The organism is Pseudomonas sp. SBT1-2 (genome assembly GCF_028640875.1).
GTDB lineage: Bacteria > Pseudomonadota > Gammaproteobacteria > Pseudomonadales > Pseudomonadaceae > Aquipseudomonas > Aquipseudomonas chlororaphis_I.
Genome location: NZ_JAQZAA010000120.1, coordinates 25,869 through 43,274 on the forward strand (window position 1 = coordinate 25,869; position 17,406 = coordinate 43,274).

Sequence of the window (17,406 nt, forward strand, 5' to 3'; positions counted from 1 at the left end):
CCTGCGGACCTATCGCAGCCTCGCTTCGCTCGGCAGCGGCTACAGGGTTACGACATTCCTTGAGGGGATGGCAGGGTCTTGCCGTCCAGCGAGTCGCCAATCGTCAGGAAATGCCCGCCCGCCACATGGTGCAAGGTGCGCAAGGCATCGTGCCCGGTGAAATGCCAGCGGCCCTCGCTGAACACCCGGTCATCGGCCTGGGCGGCGATGACTTCGGCGAGGAACAGGTCGTAGCGTTCATGGTTGTCCGGCTCCGGCAGCAGCCGGCATTCGAGCCAGGCCACGCAGCCATCGAGCAATGGCGCGTCGACCTGCTCGCCGGCGAAGGTCGGCAGGCCATACAGCGTGAACTTGTCGCGGCCCTGGTCGCGGGTCAGCTCCAGGCCCGAGGTGGAACCCACGGTCTGCACGATATCGACCTGGGCGGCGCACGGCACGTTGAGCACAAAGGTGCCGGCGGCCTCCAGCAACTGGCGGGTCCAGGTGGACTTGTCGAGCACCACCGCGACTTTCGGCGGATCGAAATCCAGCGGCATGGCCCAGGCCGCGGCCATGATGTTGCGCTGGCCGCCATGGGTGGCGCTGACCAGCACGGTCGGCCCGTGGTTGAGCAGGCGATAGGCCTTGGCCAGGGAAACCGGGCGACGATGGGATGCGCTCATGGGTAAGGCTCCGGGGAAAAAGAGTCGATTGTAGCGACATCCCGGTGCTGGGCAGCAGCCGGGATTGGGCATTTTTCCTGGACAATCCATCCAGATTGACCGGGCTTATCCCTGACTCGCGGCTGCTTAGACTGGGCCTTCACCTCACAGGCTGAAGGAGCTTTCCCATGGCAGACCACTCTCTGAAAAACAAGGTCGCATTGATCGCCGGTGGCGCGAAGAACCTGGGCGGCCTGATCGCCCGGGACCTGGCCGCCCACGGCGTGCAGGCCATCGCCGTGCATTACAACAGCAGCGCCAGCAAGGCCGACGCCGAGCAGACCGTGGCGGCGATCAAGAACCTGGGCGTCGACGCCCATGCCTGGCAGGCCGACCTGACCACCGCTGCGGCCGTGGAGCGACTCTTCAGCGACGCCAAGGCCCGTTTCGGCAAGATCGACATCGCCATCAACACCGTGGGCAAGGTCCTGAAAAAACCCATAGTCGAGATCAGCGAGGCCGAGTACGACGACATGTTCGCGGTCAACGCCAAGAGCGCGTTCTTCTTTATCAAGGAAGCCGGCAAACAGCTGGAGGACCACGGCAAGCTGGTGACGCTGGTGACCTCGCTGCTCGGCGCCTACACGCCGTTCTATGCCGCCTACGGCGGGGCCAAGGCCCCGGTGGAACACTTCACCCGCGCCGCCTCCAAGGAGTTCGGCACCCGCGGTATCTCGGTGACCGCCGTGGGCCCGGGACCGATGGACACACCGTTCTTCTACCCGGCCGAAGGCGCGGACGCCGTGGCTTACCACAAGACCGCCGCGGCGCTGTCCGGCTTCAGCAAGACCGGCCTGACCGACATCGGGGACGTGGTGCCCTTCATCCGTCATCTGGTCACCGACGGCTGGTGGATCACCGGCCAGACCCTGCTGATCAACGGCGGCTACACCACCAAGTGAGGCCCGGCCTTCTGATCGACGGTTGTCATCGACCCGAGTAATCCGCCAAGGGGCGAGGTAGATTGGCGTCTGGAAAAGATCGCCATCAGGTGCGAGATGATTCCGTAGGAGCGAGGCTTGCCCGCGATCAAGGTCTGTCTGATACAACGCTATCGCGGGCAAGCCTCGCTCCTACGAAAAACACGCACCGCACGCTTCGGACCCCGCCCCATCCATGGATAAGCTCGAGCAATACCGTGTGTTCATCCAGGTCGCCGACATGGGCAGTTTCATCAAGGCCGCGCATGCCCTGGAACTGCCCCGCGCCACCGTCTCGGCAGCGGTGCAGCAACTGGAAACCACCCTCGCCACGCGCCTGTTGCACCGCACCACGCGCCAGGTGCAACTGACCGCCGACGGCGCGGTCCTGCTGGAGCGCGCGCGCCTGTTGCTGAGCGATGCGGTGGAACTCGAGCAGCTGTTTCACACCCGTCAGCTGGACGTTTATGGCCGCCTCAATGTCGACGTACCCAGCCGGATCGCCCGGCGCCTGATCGCCCCCGCCCTGCCCGAGCTTTTCGCCAGCTACCCCAGCCTGAAACTGGCGCTGGGCTCCACCGACCGTTCCATCGACCTGGTGCAGGAGGGGGTGGATTGCGCGATCCGCGTCGGCACCCTGCGCGACAGCAGCCTGATCGTCCGGCGCCTGGGCCACCTGGCCCTGATCAATTGCGCCAGCCCCGCCTACCTGGCGGAGCACGGCCAGCCGCGAACCCCGGGCGACCTGGCCGATGGTCACTGGATGGTCGGCTACGGCTCCCCCAGCACGGGCCGCGAACAGCCCTGGGAATACCTGGCCGACGGGCACGAGCTGGAACTGAACCTGCCCAGCCGGGTGATCGTCAACAACGCCGAAAACTACATCGCCTGCTGCCGGGCCGGGCTGGGGCTGATCCAGATCCCGCGCTTCGACGTGCAGTACCTGCTCGACAGCGGCGAGCTGGTGGAAGTCCTGCCCGGTTTTCGCCCCGCGTCCATGGCGATCTCCGCGCTCTACCCCAATCGCAACCATCGCTCGCGCCGGCTGAACGCCTTTATCGAATGGTTCGAAACCCTGGTCGCCCCCCACCTCGAAAACGACCGGCAGGGCTGACAACCGCCCCGCCCGGTCATGACGCCCACGCCGGCCGAGGCAGCCTGGACATCAGCTGGACAATTGGTTGGCGAACTGGCCGACGGCGCTCACCACTTTCTGCGCGCCGTCCTGGATCTCGACGATCACCGTACCGGCTTCGGCGGCCAGGGCCAGGCCCTGCTCGGCCTGGGTCTTGCCGTCGGCCATCAGCACCACTGCGTTGCGGGCCATGTCCTGGTTGCGCCGGACCACGCCGACGATTTCGTCGGTGGCCTTGCTGGTCCGCGAGGCCAGTTGCCGGACCTCGTCGGCCACCACCGCGAAGCCGCGCCCCTGGTCACCGGCGCGGGCCGCTTCGATGGCCGCGTTGAGCGCCAGCAGGTTGGTCTGCTCGGCAATGTCGCTGATGGTCTTGACGATGCTGCCGATCACCCGCGACTGCTCGTTCAGCGCCTCGATGCCGTCACTGGCCTGCTGCATGTGCGTGGCCAGGTCGCGCATCACCTCCACGGCCTCGGTCACCACCGAGGAACCGCGCTGGGCGCTGCTGTCGGTCTGCTGCGAGATGGTGTAGGCGATTTCCGCGGCCTCGGCGACGGACTGCTCCTGCTTGACCTGCTCGGTGATCACCGTGGCGAATTTCACCACTTTGTAGAGCTTGCCGTTGGCATCGACCACCGGGTTGTACGAGGCATCGAGCCAGACCACGCGGCCGTGGCTGTCGATGCGTTTGAAGCGGTCGGCGACGTATTCGCCGGCGTTCAGCCGCGCCCAGAATGTCTGATAACCCGGACTGTTGTACTCCTGCGACTCGCAGAACAGGCTGTGGTTCTGGCCCAGGATCTGTTCGAGGCTGTAGCCCATGCAGCTGAGGAACCGCTCGTTGGCGGTCAGTACCCGGCCCTTGAGGTCAAACTCGATCACCGCGGTCGAACGCAGCAGCGCCGCGATCAGGTTGCCGTGCTCGCAGGTGGTTTCCACGGTCTCGGTCAGGTCATTGGCGATCAGGGAAAAGGACCTGAGTTGCCGCTCGGTGTTGAAGATCGGCTGCAGGATCACCCTCAGCCAGGCGTCATGGCCGTCGCCGCGACGCAGGCGCAGGGTGTCGTCGAAAGGCTCGCTGCAAGCGAGCGCGGTCATGAAACGCCTGTGTGCTTCTTCGGGCCGGGCATCGTCCGGCAACAGCTTGTCGATGGGCGAGCCCAGCAGCGCCTCGGAGGAATACTGCATGCACTGGGTGAAGTTGCGGTTCACCACCAGGACCCGGCGCTGCGCATCGAGTTCGATGCTGAGCAGGGTGCGCTCGAAACCTTCCTTGACCTGCTCAAGTGCACGAAACTCTTCGCCCAACGCGAGGAGCTTCTGATTCAAACGTTTATTGAACATGGATACACCGATAGCCCGTGATTGGAGACTGCTGGAGCCTCACCATCGGCGTTGGGGAAGTATTCTTGACGCGCTCAAGGCTCTTTAGGATTTGTCTCCCATAGAGACAGGAAACTTCCTAACGGCACACCGGCGCAAAGCGCACAGGCATCGGGGCAGATCGTGGCCACCGACCTGGCGGCCACTTGCCCCCCAACGTCACGGCCTGGAACAGGCCTGACGCCGGATCAGGGACAAGACTCAGTTCGACAGCTGGCTGGCGAACTGGCCGACGGCATTCACCACCTTCTGCGCGCCGTCCTGGATCTCGACGATCACCGTGCCGGCTTCGGCGGCCAGGGCCAGGCCCTGCTCGGCCTGGGCCTTGCCATCGGTCATCAGGGCCACGGCCTCGCGCGCCATGTCCTGGTTCTGGCGCACCACGCCGACGATTTCGTCGGTGGCCTTGCTGGTGCGCGAGGCCAGTTGCCGGACCTCGTCGGCCACCACGGCAAAGCCGCGCCCCTGTTCACCGGCGCGTGCCGCTTCGATGGCCGCGTTGAGCGCCAGCAGGTTGGTCTGCTCGGCGATGCCGCTGATGGTCTTGACGATGCTGCCGATCACCAGCGACTGCTCGTTCAGCGCCTCGATGCCTTCGCCGGCCTGCTGCATGTGCTTGGCCAGGTCGCGCATCACGTTCACCGCCTCGGTCACCACGGTGGTGCCGCGCTGGGCGCTGTTGTCGGTTTGCAGCGAGGTGCTGTAGGCGATGTTCGCCGCCTCGGCGACGGCCTGCTCCTGGTTCACCTGGTCGGTGATCACGGTGGCGAACTTCACCACCTTGTAGAGCCGGTTGTTGGCATCGACCACCGGGTTGTAGGAGGCCTCGAGCCAGACCACGCGACCGTAGCTGTCGATGCGCTTGAACCGCCCGGCGACGAACTCGCCGGCGTTCAGGCGCTTCCAGAACGCCTGGTACTCGGCGCTGTTGTATTCCTCGGGTTCGCAGAAGGTGCGGTGATGCTTGCCCTGGATTTGCGCCAGGTTGTAGCCCATGGCGTTGAGGAAACGCTCGTTGGCCGTCAGCACGTTGCCGTTGAGGTCGAACTCGATCACCGCCGTGGAACGGACCAGCGCGCCGATCAGGTTCTCGTGCTCGCGCGACGCTTCGATGGTGCGGGTCAGGTCGCTGGAGTAAATCGAAAAATGCTTGATCCGCCCCTGGGAATCGCGGACCGGCTGGGAGATCGAGCGCAGCCAGGCTTCCTGGCCGTTGCCGCGCAGCAGGCGCACTGCGCCAGCAAAGTGTTCGCCACGGGTCAGCGTCGCCTTGAAACGGTGGTGGAACTCATCGGCCTTGACGTGGGCCGGCACGATGTCCTCGATGTGGCGGCCGACCAGTTCGCTGCCCCTGTAAAGCATTTCCTGGTTGAAGTTGTCGTTGGCCGACAGAATGCGTCCATCGGGATCGAGAATAAGCACCAGCATCTCGCTGTCGAGGCTGTCCTTCACTTGCTGGAGGCTCGAGAGTTCTTCGCGTAGAGCCGACAGCTCTTGCTTCAAGCTTTTGTTGAACATGGGATGCACCGATGGGCAGTAATAGTGGGCAGCATTGTCTCTAGCCATCGGCGCTCGGGTATTTTTCTGAAGACCCTATAAGACATATCCGACCAAAAAACTTTGAAACGCCTCAGGCCCCGGCCCTGCTGGGCTTTAACCCATGCTCAAAGGTTCGGAAGAGGGGCTATAGTCGTGCTCTGGAAAATCAACGGCAATCGACGGAGTGCAATCCATGGAGGCTTCACGCAAGGCCCTGTTCGACCAGGTGGCGGCCCGTCTGGGACACGCTTTCGACGGTGAAATGCGCATCGGCGGCAACTACGTGCCCGCGGTGCAGAACGGCGACGAGGTATACGTCAGCGGGCAGATCCCGCGCATCGACAACAGCGTAAGGGTGACCGGGAGGGTCGGTGGCGATGTGTCGCTGGAGGACGGCCGATATGCCGCACGTATTTGCACCATGCGCGCCCTGGCGATCCTCGCTCAGTTGCTGGGTGATCTGCAGCGGGTGAAAAAAGTCCTGCGGCTCAACGTCTATGTGCAAAGCGCCGCCGACTTCACCCAGCAGAGTGAAGTCGCCGACGCGGCCTCCGAAGTGCTCTATTCGATCTTTGCCGAGGCCGGGGTGCACACCCGCACGTCCCTCGGGGTTTATCAGCTGCCGAAGAATGCCGCGGTGGAAATCGACATGATCGTCGCCCTCGAACCGCTTCCCGCGCCCCATGAGGACGTTGAGGATTAACTACCATTGGTGCGGCACTGGCCCATCACCTGATACTCAACGGTCTTGAGCTGTCCGGCCGAATCCTCATAGGTCATGCGTGACGGCACCGGATTGCAGGCCTTGGCCGGCGGCGTCACGTTGACCACCTTCTGGATGTCCAGGGGCATGCCGTAGCGATAGTTTTCCACCACCGGCGCCTCCTTGCCCTGCTTCGCCGCGTAGGCCGCCATGGCCTTCTCGTTCGCCTGCATGGCGCGGTCGAAGGTGCGGTCGCCGCCGCCCTCGGCCATGGCCAGGGACGAAATGAAAAGTACCAGCGCGGCGATACTCAATTTAAATAACTTCATGACTGCTTCCTCGTTTTGGTTAGTTGCAACGAGGATAACCAGACGACCCTGTCAGGAAGATCACGCGTACATTACTTATATGTAATAAAACCCAGGCCACTTCTTACCCTTGAGCAAACCCCATATAAAACAAGGCTTCCAGCCAAAACAAAGAACAACTTACAACTTTTATCCTTGCAGAATTGTAATAAGCGGGTCACCTCCGCGTTATCTGTTGTTTGCAACTATCGATGTTGACTCCAGCCGTTAACCAGACGGTTCGTGAGTACAACTAACAAGAACGCCCCAGGCGACATAACAGCTGATAGCTGCCCATATCCAGGAGCAAACAACATGCGCATTCAAACCCGCTGGTCCCTGTCCGTGTTTTCCGCGGTACTGGGGCTCGGCCCATTGGCCGTGAACGCGGCAGACGACCAGCCCGAAGGTTTTATCGAAGGCAGCAGCCTCAACGTGCTGGCCCGCAACTACTACTTCAATCGCGACGATCGCAAGGGCCAGTCCAGCCCCACCGGCAACGGTTATTCCGAAGCCTGGGCCCAGGGGCTGATCGGCAAGTTCGAATCCGGCTTCACCCAGGGCAGCGTCGGTTTCGGCCTCGATGCCTTTGCCATGTATGGCCTCAAGCTCGACTCCGGCACCGGCCGCAGCGGCGGACGCGGATCCTTCAACATGCTGCCGGTGGACAGCGACAACCACCCGGCCGACAACTACAGCAAGGTCGGCGGCGCGGCGAAAATGCGCCTGCTCGATACGGTGATCAAGGTCGGCGACGTCTTCCCGAAAACCCCGGTGGTGCACTACGGTGATTCGCGCCTGCTGCCGGAGAGCTTTCGCGGGGCTACCTTCGAGAACACCAGCATCGACGGCCTGAGTGTCCAGGGCGGACGGCTGCACAGCATGAGCCAGCCCGACAGCAGCAGCCTGCGCGACGGTTTCGCCACTTTCTATGCCGGCAAGGTCGACTCGCCCTGGGTCGCCTACTTCGGCGGCGACTACAGCCTGAACAAGCACCTCAGCGTCAGCCTCTACAGCAGCCGCCTGAAGGATGCCTGGGACCAGTACTACTTCGGCACCGCGGCCACCTGGCCGATCTCCGACGAGCTTTCGCTGTTTGCCGGGTTCAACTATTACAAGGCGGTGGACGAGGGCAAGAAGCTGCTCGGCGAGTTCAATAACAACATCTGGAGCGCCAAGGTCGGCGCTACCTACGGCGCCCACACCCTGTCGCTGTCGCATCAGCGCAACAACGGCGACGACGACTTCGATTACCTGCGCCAGTCGGACTCGATCTTCCTCGACAACTCGATCCAGTACAGCGACTTCAACTCGCCGAAGGAGCGTTCGTGGATGGTCCGCTACGACCTCGACATGCAGCCCCTGGGCATTCCCGGCCTGTCGTTCATGACCCGCTACGGCAAAGGCAGCGACGCCGACTACAGCAATGCCAACGCGGTCTACATGCGCCGCGACGCGGACGGCAATCCGCTGACCGACCAGCGTCGCTGGGAACGCGATATCGAAGCCAAGTACGTGGTGCAGGGCGGCACCCTCAAGGACCTGTCGCTGCGCATCCGCCAGGCCACCGTACGCTCCAGCAGCTTCGAGTCCGACCTGGAGGAATTCCGCCTGATCGTCGAGTATCCGCTGGCCATTCTTTAAACCTTTGCGCCGGGCGGGTGCGAGGCCCGCCCGACGTTAAAACTTCTTCACAGACGCCCATCTTTCAGAACTGTAATATCGCCCTCACCTTCTCGTCAGGTTGGCCTTCGTATACTTGCCCCATGCCCGAGCCGACAGCGCTTCGCTAGCGGCCAGCCACTTGCGGGAGATCATGTCTTGAAGCCTGCCCACCTGACTCCGCCTGGCCAGCCCAGCGCGCTCCCCAGCGACAACGGCAGCGAACGCGCCAGGCATGCCCTGGAACAATTCTGGCTCGGCCAGCAACAGTACAACGGCGAAAAGAACCACAACGACGCAACCAACACCGCCCCCCACAGAACCCCTGGGTCCCAGGCATGCACAGCCTCCCGCTGACGCCGGCCCACCCCGAGCACATTCATCTCTGAAGCGTTTTTTCGAATGCTCCTTTGGAAAGAGATGAATTTTTAGCGTCCCGCATGGGGCGCTTTTTTTTGCCAGCGTTTCCCCCTCCCCCTGTAGCCTCTGCCGAAGGCTGCGATGGTCGCAGGACCTCCTGCGAGCTCAAGAGCAGCGCCTGCTTCGCAGTCGATCGCAGCCTCGCAGTGCTCGGCAGCGGCTACAGGGGAAGAACCCCAATGGCCCAACGCAACGGTTACATCAAAGCCAGATCGCGTCCCAGAGGGGATAGACGCCGGGACGTTGAACAAGACCCGCTCGCACCGGATTGAGAATGATGTAGCGGGCGATGGCCTTCAGGTCTTCGTCCTTGCGCAGAGTGCGATCGTGATAACCCTTTTGCCAAAGGTGACCCTGACTCCTGAGATGTTGATTGATCTGCAGGCTGCTTCTGGATTTGAAACGGCACATCACCTCTCCCAGGGATCTGTCTCGCAGTTCGAATAGCCAGTGAATATGGTCGGGCATGACAACCCAGGCTAATGAGCGCACGTGATCGGCTTCGTGGACTTGCTTGAGCTGATCAACCACCAGGCGGCCAACACAAAAGTCGCGAAACAAGGGTCGCCGTTGGTGAGTCACAACGGTTATCGAGTAGATACGGCCAGCTTCCGATACCCGTCCTTTGAGTAGACGGTAGCCATTGGAGTGGACAAGCATTCCTTGGCTCTCCATACAGGTCATTTACCTCAACCTAGCCGCTCATGCTTTTGCTTGCGGGAGCACTCTTTCAGCAGATGTTTCCAGCCCCCTGTAGCCGCTGCCGAAGGCTGCGATAGGTCCGAAGGACCTCCTGCGCGCCCAAGAGCAGCGCCCGCTTCGCGGTCGATCGCAGCCTCGCGGTGCTCGGCAGCGGCTACAGGGGGTAACCCGATAGTTCGGTGCACGCGATCGGTGTAGCCGCTGCCGCAGGCTGCGATAGGTCCGCAGGACCTCCTGCGCGCCCAAGAGCAGCGCCCGCTTCGCGGTCGATCGCAGCCTCGCGGTGCTCGGCAGCGGCTACGGGGGCCACATAAACAAAACCCCGCCTGCGCATGACGCAGGCGGGGTTGGGTGAGGCCTATCGCGGGTCAGTCGTTCAGCAGGTCTTGCAGCTCCTGTTCTTCCTCCTTGCGGTGCGCCCAGTGGTACAACGCCGGCAGCACCAGCAGGGTCAGGGCAGTGGAGGAGATGATGCCGCCGATGACCACGGTGGCCAGCGGCCGTTGCACTTCGGCGCCGGTGCCGGTGGCCAGGGCCATGGGGATGAACCCCAGCGACGCCACCAGGGCCGTCATCAGCACCGGGCGCAGACGGGTCAGCGCGCCTTCGTTGACCGCCGCCGCGAGCATTCGCCCTTCTTCGCGCAGGTTGCGGATAAAGGCAATCATCACCAGGCCGTTGAGCACCGCCACCCCCGACAGCGCGATGAAGCCCACCCCCGCCGAGATCGACAGCGGGATGTCGCGCAGCCACAGGGCCATGATCCCGCCGGTCAGGGCGAAGGGAATCCCGGTGAACACCAGCAGCCCGTCCTTGAGGTTGTTGAACATCATGAACAACAGGCCGAACACCAGCAGCAACGCCACCGGCACCACGATTTCCAGGCGCTTGGAGGCTTCCTGCAACTGTTCGAACTGGCCGCCCCAGGTGATCCAGTAGCCGGTCGGGATCTGCACCTGGTCGCCGATGGCCCGGGTCGCCTCTTCGACGAAGGTGCCCATGTCGCGCCCACGCACGTTGGCGCTGACGATCACCAGGCGCTTGCCGTTCTCGCGGCTGACCTGCGCCGGGCCGAGCACCAGGTCGACGCTGGCCACCTCCGAGAGGGCGATGAAACCCAGCTGTCCGTTGACACTGCCCGCGGCCGCCGCCACCGGAATCAGCAGTCGCGACAGCCCGTCGATATCGGTGCGCTGGGCATCGGACATGCGCACCAGCATATCGAAGCGCCGGTCGCCCTCGTACAGGATGCCCGCCTTGCGCCCGCCCACGGCAATCGCCACGGCGTCCTGCACATCGCCGACGTTGAGGCCGAAACGCGCCGCCTTGTCGCGGTCGACATTCACCGTCAGCACCGGCAGGCCGGTGGTCTGCTGCACCTTCACTTCGGCGGCGCCGTCGATCTTCTGCAAGGTCTGCGAAATCTCTTCGGCGGTCTTGTTCAGCACCTCCATGTCATCGCCGAAGACCTTCACCGCGACATCGCTGCGCACCCCGGAAATCAGTTCGTTGAAGCGCAGCTGGATCGGTTGCGACAGCTCGTAGACGTTACCCGGCAGGCTGTTGCTGACCCGTTCGATGTCGGCAATGATCGCCTCGCGCGACTTGCCCGGGTCTGGCCATTGCTCCTTGGGCTTGAGCATCAGGTAGGCATCGGAGATGTTCGGCGGCATCACGTCCGAGGCGATCTCGGCAGTACCGGTGCGGGCGAACACCCGCTCGATTTCCGGGATCTGCGCCAGCAGGGTTTTCTCCAGGGTCTTCTGCATTTCCACCGACTGAGTGAGGCTGGCGTCGGGCACGCGCATCGCCTGCTGGGCGAAGTCGCCTTCGCTGAGGCTGGGGATGAACTCGCTGCCCATGCGACTGGCCACCAGGCCCGAAACCAGCACACTGAGGAAGGCCAGGGCAAAGGCCAGGGAACGATGGCTCATCACCCAGCGCAGCACCGGCTCGTAGCCACGGCGGGCACCGCGCATGACGAAGTTTTCCTCTTCCTTGACCTTGCCGGTGACGAACAGCGCGATCGCCGCGGGCACGAAAGTCACCGAGAGGATCATCGCCCCCAGCAGAGCGATCACCACGGTGAAGGCCATCGGATGGAACATCTTCCCGGCCACCCCGGACAGGGCAAAGATCGGCAGGTACACCACCATGATGATCAGTTGCCCGTAGATCAGCGCCCGTCGCGCTTCCTTGGCCGCGGCGAAGACTTCGTGCAGGCGTTCGGAACGGGTGAGCATGCGCCCGTGGTGCTGCTGGGCATGGGCCAGGCGGCGGATGGCGTTCTCGACGATGACCACTGCGCCGTCGACGATGATCCCGAAGTCCAGCGCGCCGAGGCTCATCAGGTTGGCGCTGACCTTGTTGGTGAACATGCCGGTGAAGGTGAACAGCATGGCCAGCGGAATCACCATGGCGGTGATCAGCGCGGCGCGGATATTGCCCAGGAACAAAAACAGAATGGCGATGACCAGCAGCGCGCCTTCGATGAGGTTTTTCTTCACCGTGGCCACGGCCTTGTCCACCAGGTTGGTGCGGTCGTACACGGTGACTGCGGTCACGCCCTTGGGCAGCGAGCGATTGATCTCGGCGAGTTTTTCCGCCACCACCCGGGACACCGTGCGGCTGTTTTCCCCCACCAGCATGAACACCGTGCCGAGCACCACTTCGCGACCGTTCTCGGTGGCCGCGCCGGTGCGCAGTTCACGGCCGATGTCCACGGTGGCCACGTTGCTGATGCGGATCGGCGTGCCGTCCACGGTGTTGATCACGATGTTGGCGATGTCCTCGATGGACTTGACCTGCCCCGGCGCGCGGATCAGCAACTGCTGGCCGTTGCGCTCGATATAGCCGGCACCGACGTTGGCGTTGTTGCGCTCCAGGGCGGTCATCAGGTCGCCCAGGGTCAGGTTGTAGGCCGCCAGGCGCCTGGGGTCCGGGGCGATCTGATAGAGCTTGGCGAAGCCGCCGATGGTGTTGATCTCGGCCACCCCCGGCACGTTGCGCAATTGCGGGGCGATGACCCAGTCCTGGATCACCCGCAGGTCGGTCGGGGTGTAGGCCGTGCCGTCTTCCTTGAGCGCGCCCGGCTCGGCTTCCACCGTCCAGAAGAAGATCTCGCCGAGGCCGGTGGAGATCGGCCCCATGCTCGCCTCCACGCCTTCGGGCAGCTGTTCGCGGGCCACTTGCAGGCGCTCGTTGACCAGTTGCCGGGCGAAGTACAGGTCGGTGCCTTCCTTGAAGATCACCGTCACCTGGGACAGGCCCGAGCGCGAGGTCGAGCGGGTCTGCTCCAGGCCCGGCAGGCCGGCCATGGCCACCTCCACCGGATAGGTGATGCGCTGCTCGGTCTCCAGCGGCGAGTAGCCGGGCATGCTGGCGTTGACCTGGACCTGCACGTTGGTGATGTCCGGCACCGCGTCGATCGGCAGTTTCTGGTAGCTGCCGACGCCCACCGCGGCCATCAGCAGCACCGCCAGCAGCACGATGATGCGCTGCTCGATGGCGAATTGAATGATGCGTTCAAACATGGGAAATCACTCTCCTGGGAAGCACTCGCGAATGAGGCGGATCAATGGCCGTGCTCGGCCGAGCCTTTGCCCAGTTCGGACTTGAGGATGAAGCTACCGGAGGTCGCCACCTGGGCCCCGGCCGGCAAACCTTCGCGGATCTCGACGAAGCCGCCTTCGCTGCCGCCCAGCACCACGGGCGTGGCCTGGAAGCCGTCGGCGACGCGCACGAATACCGAAGGCTTGTCCTCCACGGTCTGGATCGCCTCTTGCGGCACGGTGACACCGGCCTGGTAGGTGTCGGTCGCCACCTGCACCGAGACGAACAGCCCCGGTCGCCAGACATCGTCCGGGTTGGGCACCGTGACCCGCACCGTGGCGGTCCGGGTCTGCTCGCCCAGCAGGCTGCCGACATAGGCCACCGTGCCCTGCACCTGGGTGCCCAGCTCGGTGGATTGCACCCGGACCGGCTTGCCCACCCGGACCTTGTTCAGGTCCTTGGGAAACACGCCGAAGGTGACCCAGACCCGGGACAGGTCGGACAGGGTGAAGGCGGCGCTGGTCTCACCGACCACCTCGCCGACGCTCAGGTGTTTTTCCACCACCACGCCGTCGAACGGCGCGCGCATCTCATAACGGTTGCCGCCCGCCAGCACCGCGCTGCCACTCAGGGCATTCATCTTTTGCCGGGCGTTGTTCAGGGCGATTTCGGCTTCCTGCAGGGTCTGGCGCGCCAGCAGGTAATCCTGCTCGGCGGAGATCTGGTCGACCCACAACTGGCGCTCGCGCTGGAAGGTGGTGCGCGCCAGCTCGACCCGGCGCTCGGCCGCGGCCAGCTCGCTGCGCTGGTCGGAGATCTGCTGGCTGGCGATCACCGCCAGCAGCTCGCCCTTCTTCACCGTCTGGCCGAGATTGACCGCCACCGACTCCACCACCCCGGCCGCGCGCGGCACGATGTGCGAGGTGCGGTCTTCGTCGAAGCGGATCTCCCCCGGCAGCGTCAGCAAGCTGCTGAGATTGCGCGGGGCGGCCTCGGCCAGCTGAATGTCGGCGGCCTTGATCTGCTCGGCGCTGAGCTCGACCTTGCCCTCTTCCTCGGCATGCCCCTCGCCTTCCGATTGCCCTTCCTCACCTTCCTGATGCGCCTCGCCGTCCTGGTGCGTGTCCGCCTTGGCCGCGGGTTTCGCCTGCGTGGCCACCGGTGCCCCCTGGAACAGGTCCTGCCACATCAACCCGGCCACGCCGAGCGCGACCGCCACGGCCAATGCCAGGGCTGTGCTTCGTTTCTTGTCCATGAATGCTCCTGAAAAAATCGACCCGACACGCCATCCGGTAAACCGGCGCGTCATGAGGTCTGTGGAAAAAAGAAATCGCCGAGCGCCCGATGCAGCTCATGCAGGCACCAGTGGGACGAGCCCTCCTCGACCCGGCCCGGCACTGGCCCGCTGCAATCGGTGACCAGCAGTGCGCCCAGGCACAGCAGGACGAACAACGCGGTTCTCACAGCGTGCGATCGGGGCCGGCGAGATCGCCGTAGATGCGCTCGATGCGCACCCAGGCGTCGGTGGACTGGGCCACCGCGGCGATGTACTGGGTGCGGGCGCTGATCAGCGTGCGCTGGGCGTCGAGCACCTCGATAAAGTTGAACTTGCCCATCTCGAAGCCGCGGGTCGCGGTATCCACCGCGTTTTGCGCGGCCGGCAGGATCACCTGGTTGAACGACTGCACTTCGTTGCTGGCGGTGCTCCACTGATCGAGCGCCAACTTGGTTTCGCTGCGCAGGCGCAGCTCCGCGGCGTTGCGCAAATCCCGGGCCTGATCGGCACGGCGCGCGGCCGACAGCACATTGCCCTGGTTGCGGTTGAACAGCGGAATCGGCATCGACACCCCGACCAGGTTGACCCGCTCACGCACGCTGGCGTCGTACTGGCTGCCCACGCTGATATCGAGGTCGGGAATGCGCTGGGCCTTTTCCAGCCCCAGGGATGCTTCGCGCTGCACCACCTGCATTTCGGCCAGGCGCAGTTCGGTGGTCTGTTGCAGGCGCGCCAGCAATTGCGCCGAAGGCGGCAGCGAGGGCAGCCCGCTGGCCGGCTCCGCGACGGCGCTGAAGTCGGTGGTGGCAGCGCCGGTCACGGTCGCCAACTGCCGATAGGCGTTAGTCCGATCCATCTCGGCGCGACTCAGCTCCAGGCGTACTTCCGAGAGCTGAACCTGGGCGCGGGTGGCCTCCACGGGCGAGGCCTTGCCGGCACTCACCCGCCCCTTGGCCACCGTCAGCCCGCGCTCGGCCAGGGCCAGGGAGCGCCCGGCCAGATCGCTGCGTTCCTGAGCCCGCAAGGCACCGTAGAAGGCCGCGATCACATCGGCGCGCAGCTGGTTGCGCTGGCGCTCCAGCTCCAGCGCCGCGGCGTCCTGGGCACGGCTGGCGACATCGATGCGCGCGCCACGCTTGCCGCCCAGTTCCAGGGTCTGGCTGAGCTTGACGGTGGTGGTGCGCGAACTGCGGCGGGTGTCCTCAGCGTCCCAGGACAACACCGGATTGGGGATCAATCCCGCCTGCTGCCGGCCACCCTGGGCGATGTCGATTTCCCAGCGCGCGGCCGCCAGTTCGGGATTGTTGGCAAAGGCACTTGCCAGGGCGTTGTCGAGGCTCAGCACCCGGCTCTCGGCCGCCGCGGCTTCCGGCAGCGAGGCACTGGCCAACAACAGAACGCCAGACAATGCCCCGACTATCCAGGCAAGTTTTTTAATAGTGGTTGGCATAACGCTTTCTGGCCCCTTACCGGTACAGAGTGGCGGCGGAGGCTGGGCGGCGCGAGGAAGTTGAACCGGCACGACGCATCCACACTCCACCCATAAAACAACTAACAGGTGAGTATTTAGTGCCGGCCAAATGTAGCCGTCGGTACTTATCGACAGGGTGGCGCAAAGATTACAAATCCGTTAGCAAACGCTCTGGCACGGGCTTGTGTATTAACATCCGGGCCATCGACCCGAGGGCAAGTGCAATAAACCCACAACTTGAAATATAGAGAAACAACTTCTCCCCGCACGACACTTCGAAAGTTTTAAATCAAGAACTTTGAAAGTTGAATCATCCAGCCCGTTACTTCCAACGAAGTTATTGAACTTCCCCACTGCATTAAACACCGAGGCTAATTCAGCATGCGCATTCTGGTGATCGAGGATGAACCGAAAACCGCCGACTACTTGCATCAGGGATTGAGCGAAAGCGGCTACGTCGTCGATTGCGCCAGCAACGGCGCCGACGGCCTGCACCTGACCCGCCAGCACGCCTACGACCTGGTGATTCTCGACGTCAATCTGCCGGAGCTGGACGGTTGGGGGGTGCTGCAGCGCATTCGCCAGAACAGCAATACGCGGATCATGATGCTCACCGCCCAGGGGCGCCTGGTGGACCGGATCAAGGGCCTGGACCTGGGCGCCGACGATTACCTGGTCAAGCCGTTCGAGTTCCCCGAGTTGCTGGCGCGGGTGCGCAGCCTGTTGCGGCGCAGCGAGCAGTCGCCGACGCCCGATGTGTTGCGGGTGGCCGACCTGGAACTGGATCAGGGCCGCCACCGGGCGTTTCGCGGCAAGCAGCGCATCGACCTGACCACCAAGGAGTTCGCCCTGCTGCACCTGCTGATGCGCCAGAGCGGCGTGGTGCTGTCGCGGACCCAGATCATCTCGTTCGTGTGGGACATGAACTTCGACTGCGACACCAATGTGGTGGAAGTCTCGATCCGCCGCCTGCGGGCCAAGATCGACGACCCGTTCGAAAGCAAACTGATCCACACCCTGCGCGGCGTCGGCTACGTGCTCGAAGAGCGCGACTGAAGCGCTGTAGTCGCTGCCGCAGGCTGCGATGGTCCGGGCCACGCTGGTCGCAGGACCTTCGGCGCCCCCAAGAGCGGCGCCCGCTACGCGGTCGATCGCAGCCTCGCGGGGCTCGGCAGCGGCTACAGGGGAACGACCCGATAGTTCGGTGCACGCGATCGGTGTAGCCGCTGCCGCAGGCTGCGATGGTCGCAGGACCTTCGGCGCCCCCAAGAGCGGCGCCCGCTGCGCGGTCGATCGCAGCCTCGCGGTGCTCGGCAGCGGCTACAGGGGGGTAACCCAATAGTTCGACACGATCGGTGTAGCCGCTGCCGCAGGCTGCGATGGTCCGGGCCACGCTGGTCGCAGGACCTCCGGCGCGCCCAAGAGCGGCGCCCGCTTCGCGGTCGATCGCAGCCTCGCAGGCTCGGCAGCGGCTACAGGGGGGTAACCCGATAGTTCGGTGCACACGATCGGTGTAGCCGCTGCCGCAGGCTGCGATGGTCCGGGCCACGCTGGTCGCAGGACCTCCGGCGCGCCCAAGAGCGGCGCCCGCT

Annotated in this window: 13 protein-coding genes and 2 pseudogenes; 5 read left to right on the forward strand and 10 right to left on the reverse strand. The window is 64.0% G+C overall.

Features of this window, described 5'->3' with window-relative positions; all coding sequences use genetic code 11:
• Nucleotides 1-47 precede the first annotated feature (47 nt).
• Entirely contained in the window at nucleotides 48-662 is a 615-nt protein-coding gene (locus PVZ78_RS31370; protein WP_038635135.1) for a flavin reductase family protein, read from the reverse strand.
• Between the two features lie 167 nt (nucleotides 663-829).
• Between PVZ78_RS31370 and PVZ78_RS31375 the strand changes: the two genes are divergently transcribed.
• Both PVZ78_RS31375 and PVZ78_RS31380 read left to right on the forward strand, forming a co-directional pair.
• Complete coding sequence (locus PVZ78_RS31375; protein WP_273829789.1) at nucleotides 830-1,603, forward strand: SDR family oxidoreductase; 774 nt, start codon at nucleotides 830-832, stop codon at nucleotides 1,601-1,603.
• Nucleotides 1,604-1,817: 214 nt separating this feature from the next.
• Nucleotides 1,818-2,735: a LysR family transcriptional regulator gene (locus PVZ78_RS31380; RefSeq protein WP_273829790.1), complete on the forward strand. Its 918-nt coding sequence runs from the start codon at nucleotides 1,818-1,820 to the stop codon at nucleotides 2,733-2,735.
• A gap of 51 nt (nucleotides 2,736-2,786) precedes the next feature.
• On the opposite strand, the gene PVZ78_RS31910 is transcribed toward PVZ78_RS31380, so the two are convergent.
• The 4 genes and pseudogenes from PVZ78_RS31910 to PVZ78_RS31925 all read right to left on the reverse strand — a co-directional run.
• Nucleotides 2,787-3,347 (reverse strand): methyl-accepting chemotaxis protein, encoded by a 561-nt coding sequence (locus PVZ78_RS31910; protein WP_258258180.1) that lies wholly within the window; start codon nucleotides 3,345-3,347, stop codon nucleotides 2,787-2,789.
• A pseudogene (locus tag PVZ78_RS31915) lies at nucleotides 3,330-4,103 on the reverse strand (PAS domain-containing protein); the annotation flags it as partial. The pseudogene PVZ78_RS31915 and the gene PVZ78_RS31910, both read right to left, overlap by 18 nt.
• Nucleotides 4,104-4,343: 240 nt before the next feature.
• The gene (locus tag PVZ78_RS31920) at nucleotides 4,344-4,775 is read right to left on the reverse strand and encodes a methyl-accepting chemotaxis protein (RefSeq protein ID WP_232788636.1); all 432 of its coding nucleotides are present in this window, start codon (nucleotides 4,773-4,775) and stop codon (nucleotides 4,344-4,346) included.
• A gap of 108 nt (nucleotides 4,776-4,883) precedes the next feature.
• Nucleotides 4,884-5,708 (reverse strand): annotated as a pseudogene (locus tag PVZ78_RS31925) (PAS domain-containing protein); the annotation flags it as partial.
• 166 nt (nucleotides 5,709-5,874) lie between these two features.
• Between PVZ78_RS31925 and PVZ78_RS31395 the strand changes: the two are divergent.
• The gene (locus tag PVZ78_RS31395; RefSeq protein WP_016703631.1) at nucleotides 5,875-6,384 is read left to right on the forward strand and encodes a RidA family protein; all 510 of its coding nucleotides are present in this window, start codon (nucleotides 5,875-5,877) and stop codon (nucleotides 6,382-6,384) included.
• Here the strand turns inward: PVZ78_RS31395 and PVZ78_RS31400 are convergent.
• Nucleotides 6,381-6,713 carry a DUF2790 domain-containing protein gene (locus PVZ78_RS31400; protein WP_273829791.1) on the reverse strand — a complete coding sequence of 111 codons (333 nt, stop codon included), beginning with the start codon at nucleotides 6,711-6,713 and terminating at the stop codon, nucleotides 6,381-6,383. The genes PVZ78_RS31395 and PVZ78_RS31400 overlap by 4 nt on opposite strands.
• Nucleotides 6,714-7,046: 333 nt before the next feature.
• On the opposite strand from PVZ78_RS31400, the gene PVZ78_RS31405 reads away from it, so the two are divergent.
• Nucleotides 7,047-8,375, forward strand: a complete 1,329-nt coding sequence (locus tag PVZ78_RS31405; RefSeq protein WP_016703633.1) for an OprD family porin — start codon at nucleotides 7,047-7,049, stop codon at nucleotides 8,373-8,375.
• 639 nt (nucleotides 8,376-9,014) lie between these two features.
• Here PVZ78_RS31405 and PVZ78_RS31410 read toward each other — a convergent pair.
• The 4 genes from PVZ78_RS31410 to PVZ78_RS31425 form a co-directional block, all read right to left on the reverse strand.
• On the reverse strand, nucleotides 9,015-9,473 hold the full coding sequence (locus PVZ78_RS31410) for an REP-associated tyrosine transposase (protein WP_273829792.1): 459 nt from the start codon (nucleotides 9,471-9,473) through the stop codon (nucleotides 9,015-9,017).
• A gap of 410 nt (nucleotides 9,474-9,883) precedes the next feature.
• Nucleotides 9,884-13,048 carry an efflux RND transporter permease subunit gene (locus PVZ78_RS31415; RefSeq protein WP_028684169.1) on the reverse strand — a complete coding sequence of 1,055 codons (3,165 nt, stop codon included), beginning with the start codon at nucleotides 13,046-13,048 and terminating at the stop codon, nucleotides 9,884-9,886.
• Nucleotides 13,049-13,089: 41 nt separating this feature from the next.
• The gene (locus tag PVZ78_RS31420) at nucleotides 13,090-14,322 is read right to left on the reverse strand and encodes an efflux RND transporter periplasmic adaptor subunit (RefSeq protein ID WP_273829793.1); all 1,233 of its coding nucleotides are present in this window, start codon (nucleotides 14,320-14,322) and stop codon (nucleotides 13,090-13,092) included.
• Between the two features lie 205 nt (nucleotides 14,323-14,527).
• Nucleotides 14,528-15,793, reverse strand: a complete 1,266-nt coding sequence (locus PVZ78_RS31425) for a TolC family protein (protein ID WP_036985439.1) — start codon at nucleotides 15,791-15,793, stop codon at nucleotides 14,528-14,530.
• 402 nt (nucleotides 15,794-16,195) lie between these two features.
• Between PVZ78_RS31425 and PVZ78_RS31430 the strand changes: the two genes are divergently transcribed.
• Complete coding sequence (locus PVZ78_RS31430) at nucleotides 16,196-16,870, forward strand: heavy metal response regulator transcription factor (RefSeq protein WP_009050855.1); 675 nt, start codon at nucleotides 16,196-16,198, stop codon at nucleotides 16,868-16,870.
• Nucleotides 16,871-17,406: the final 536 nt, after the last annotated feature.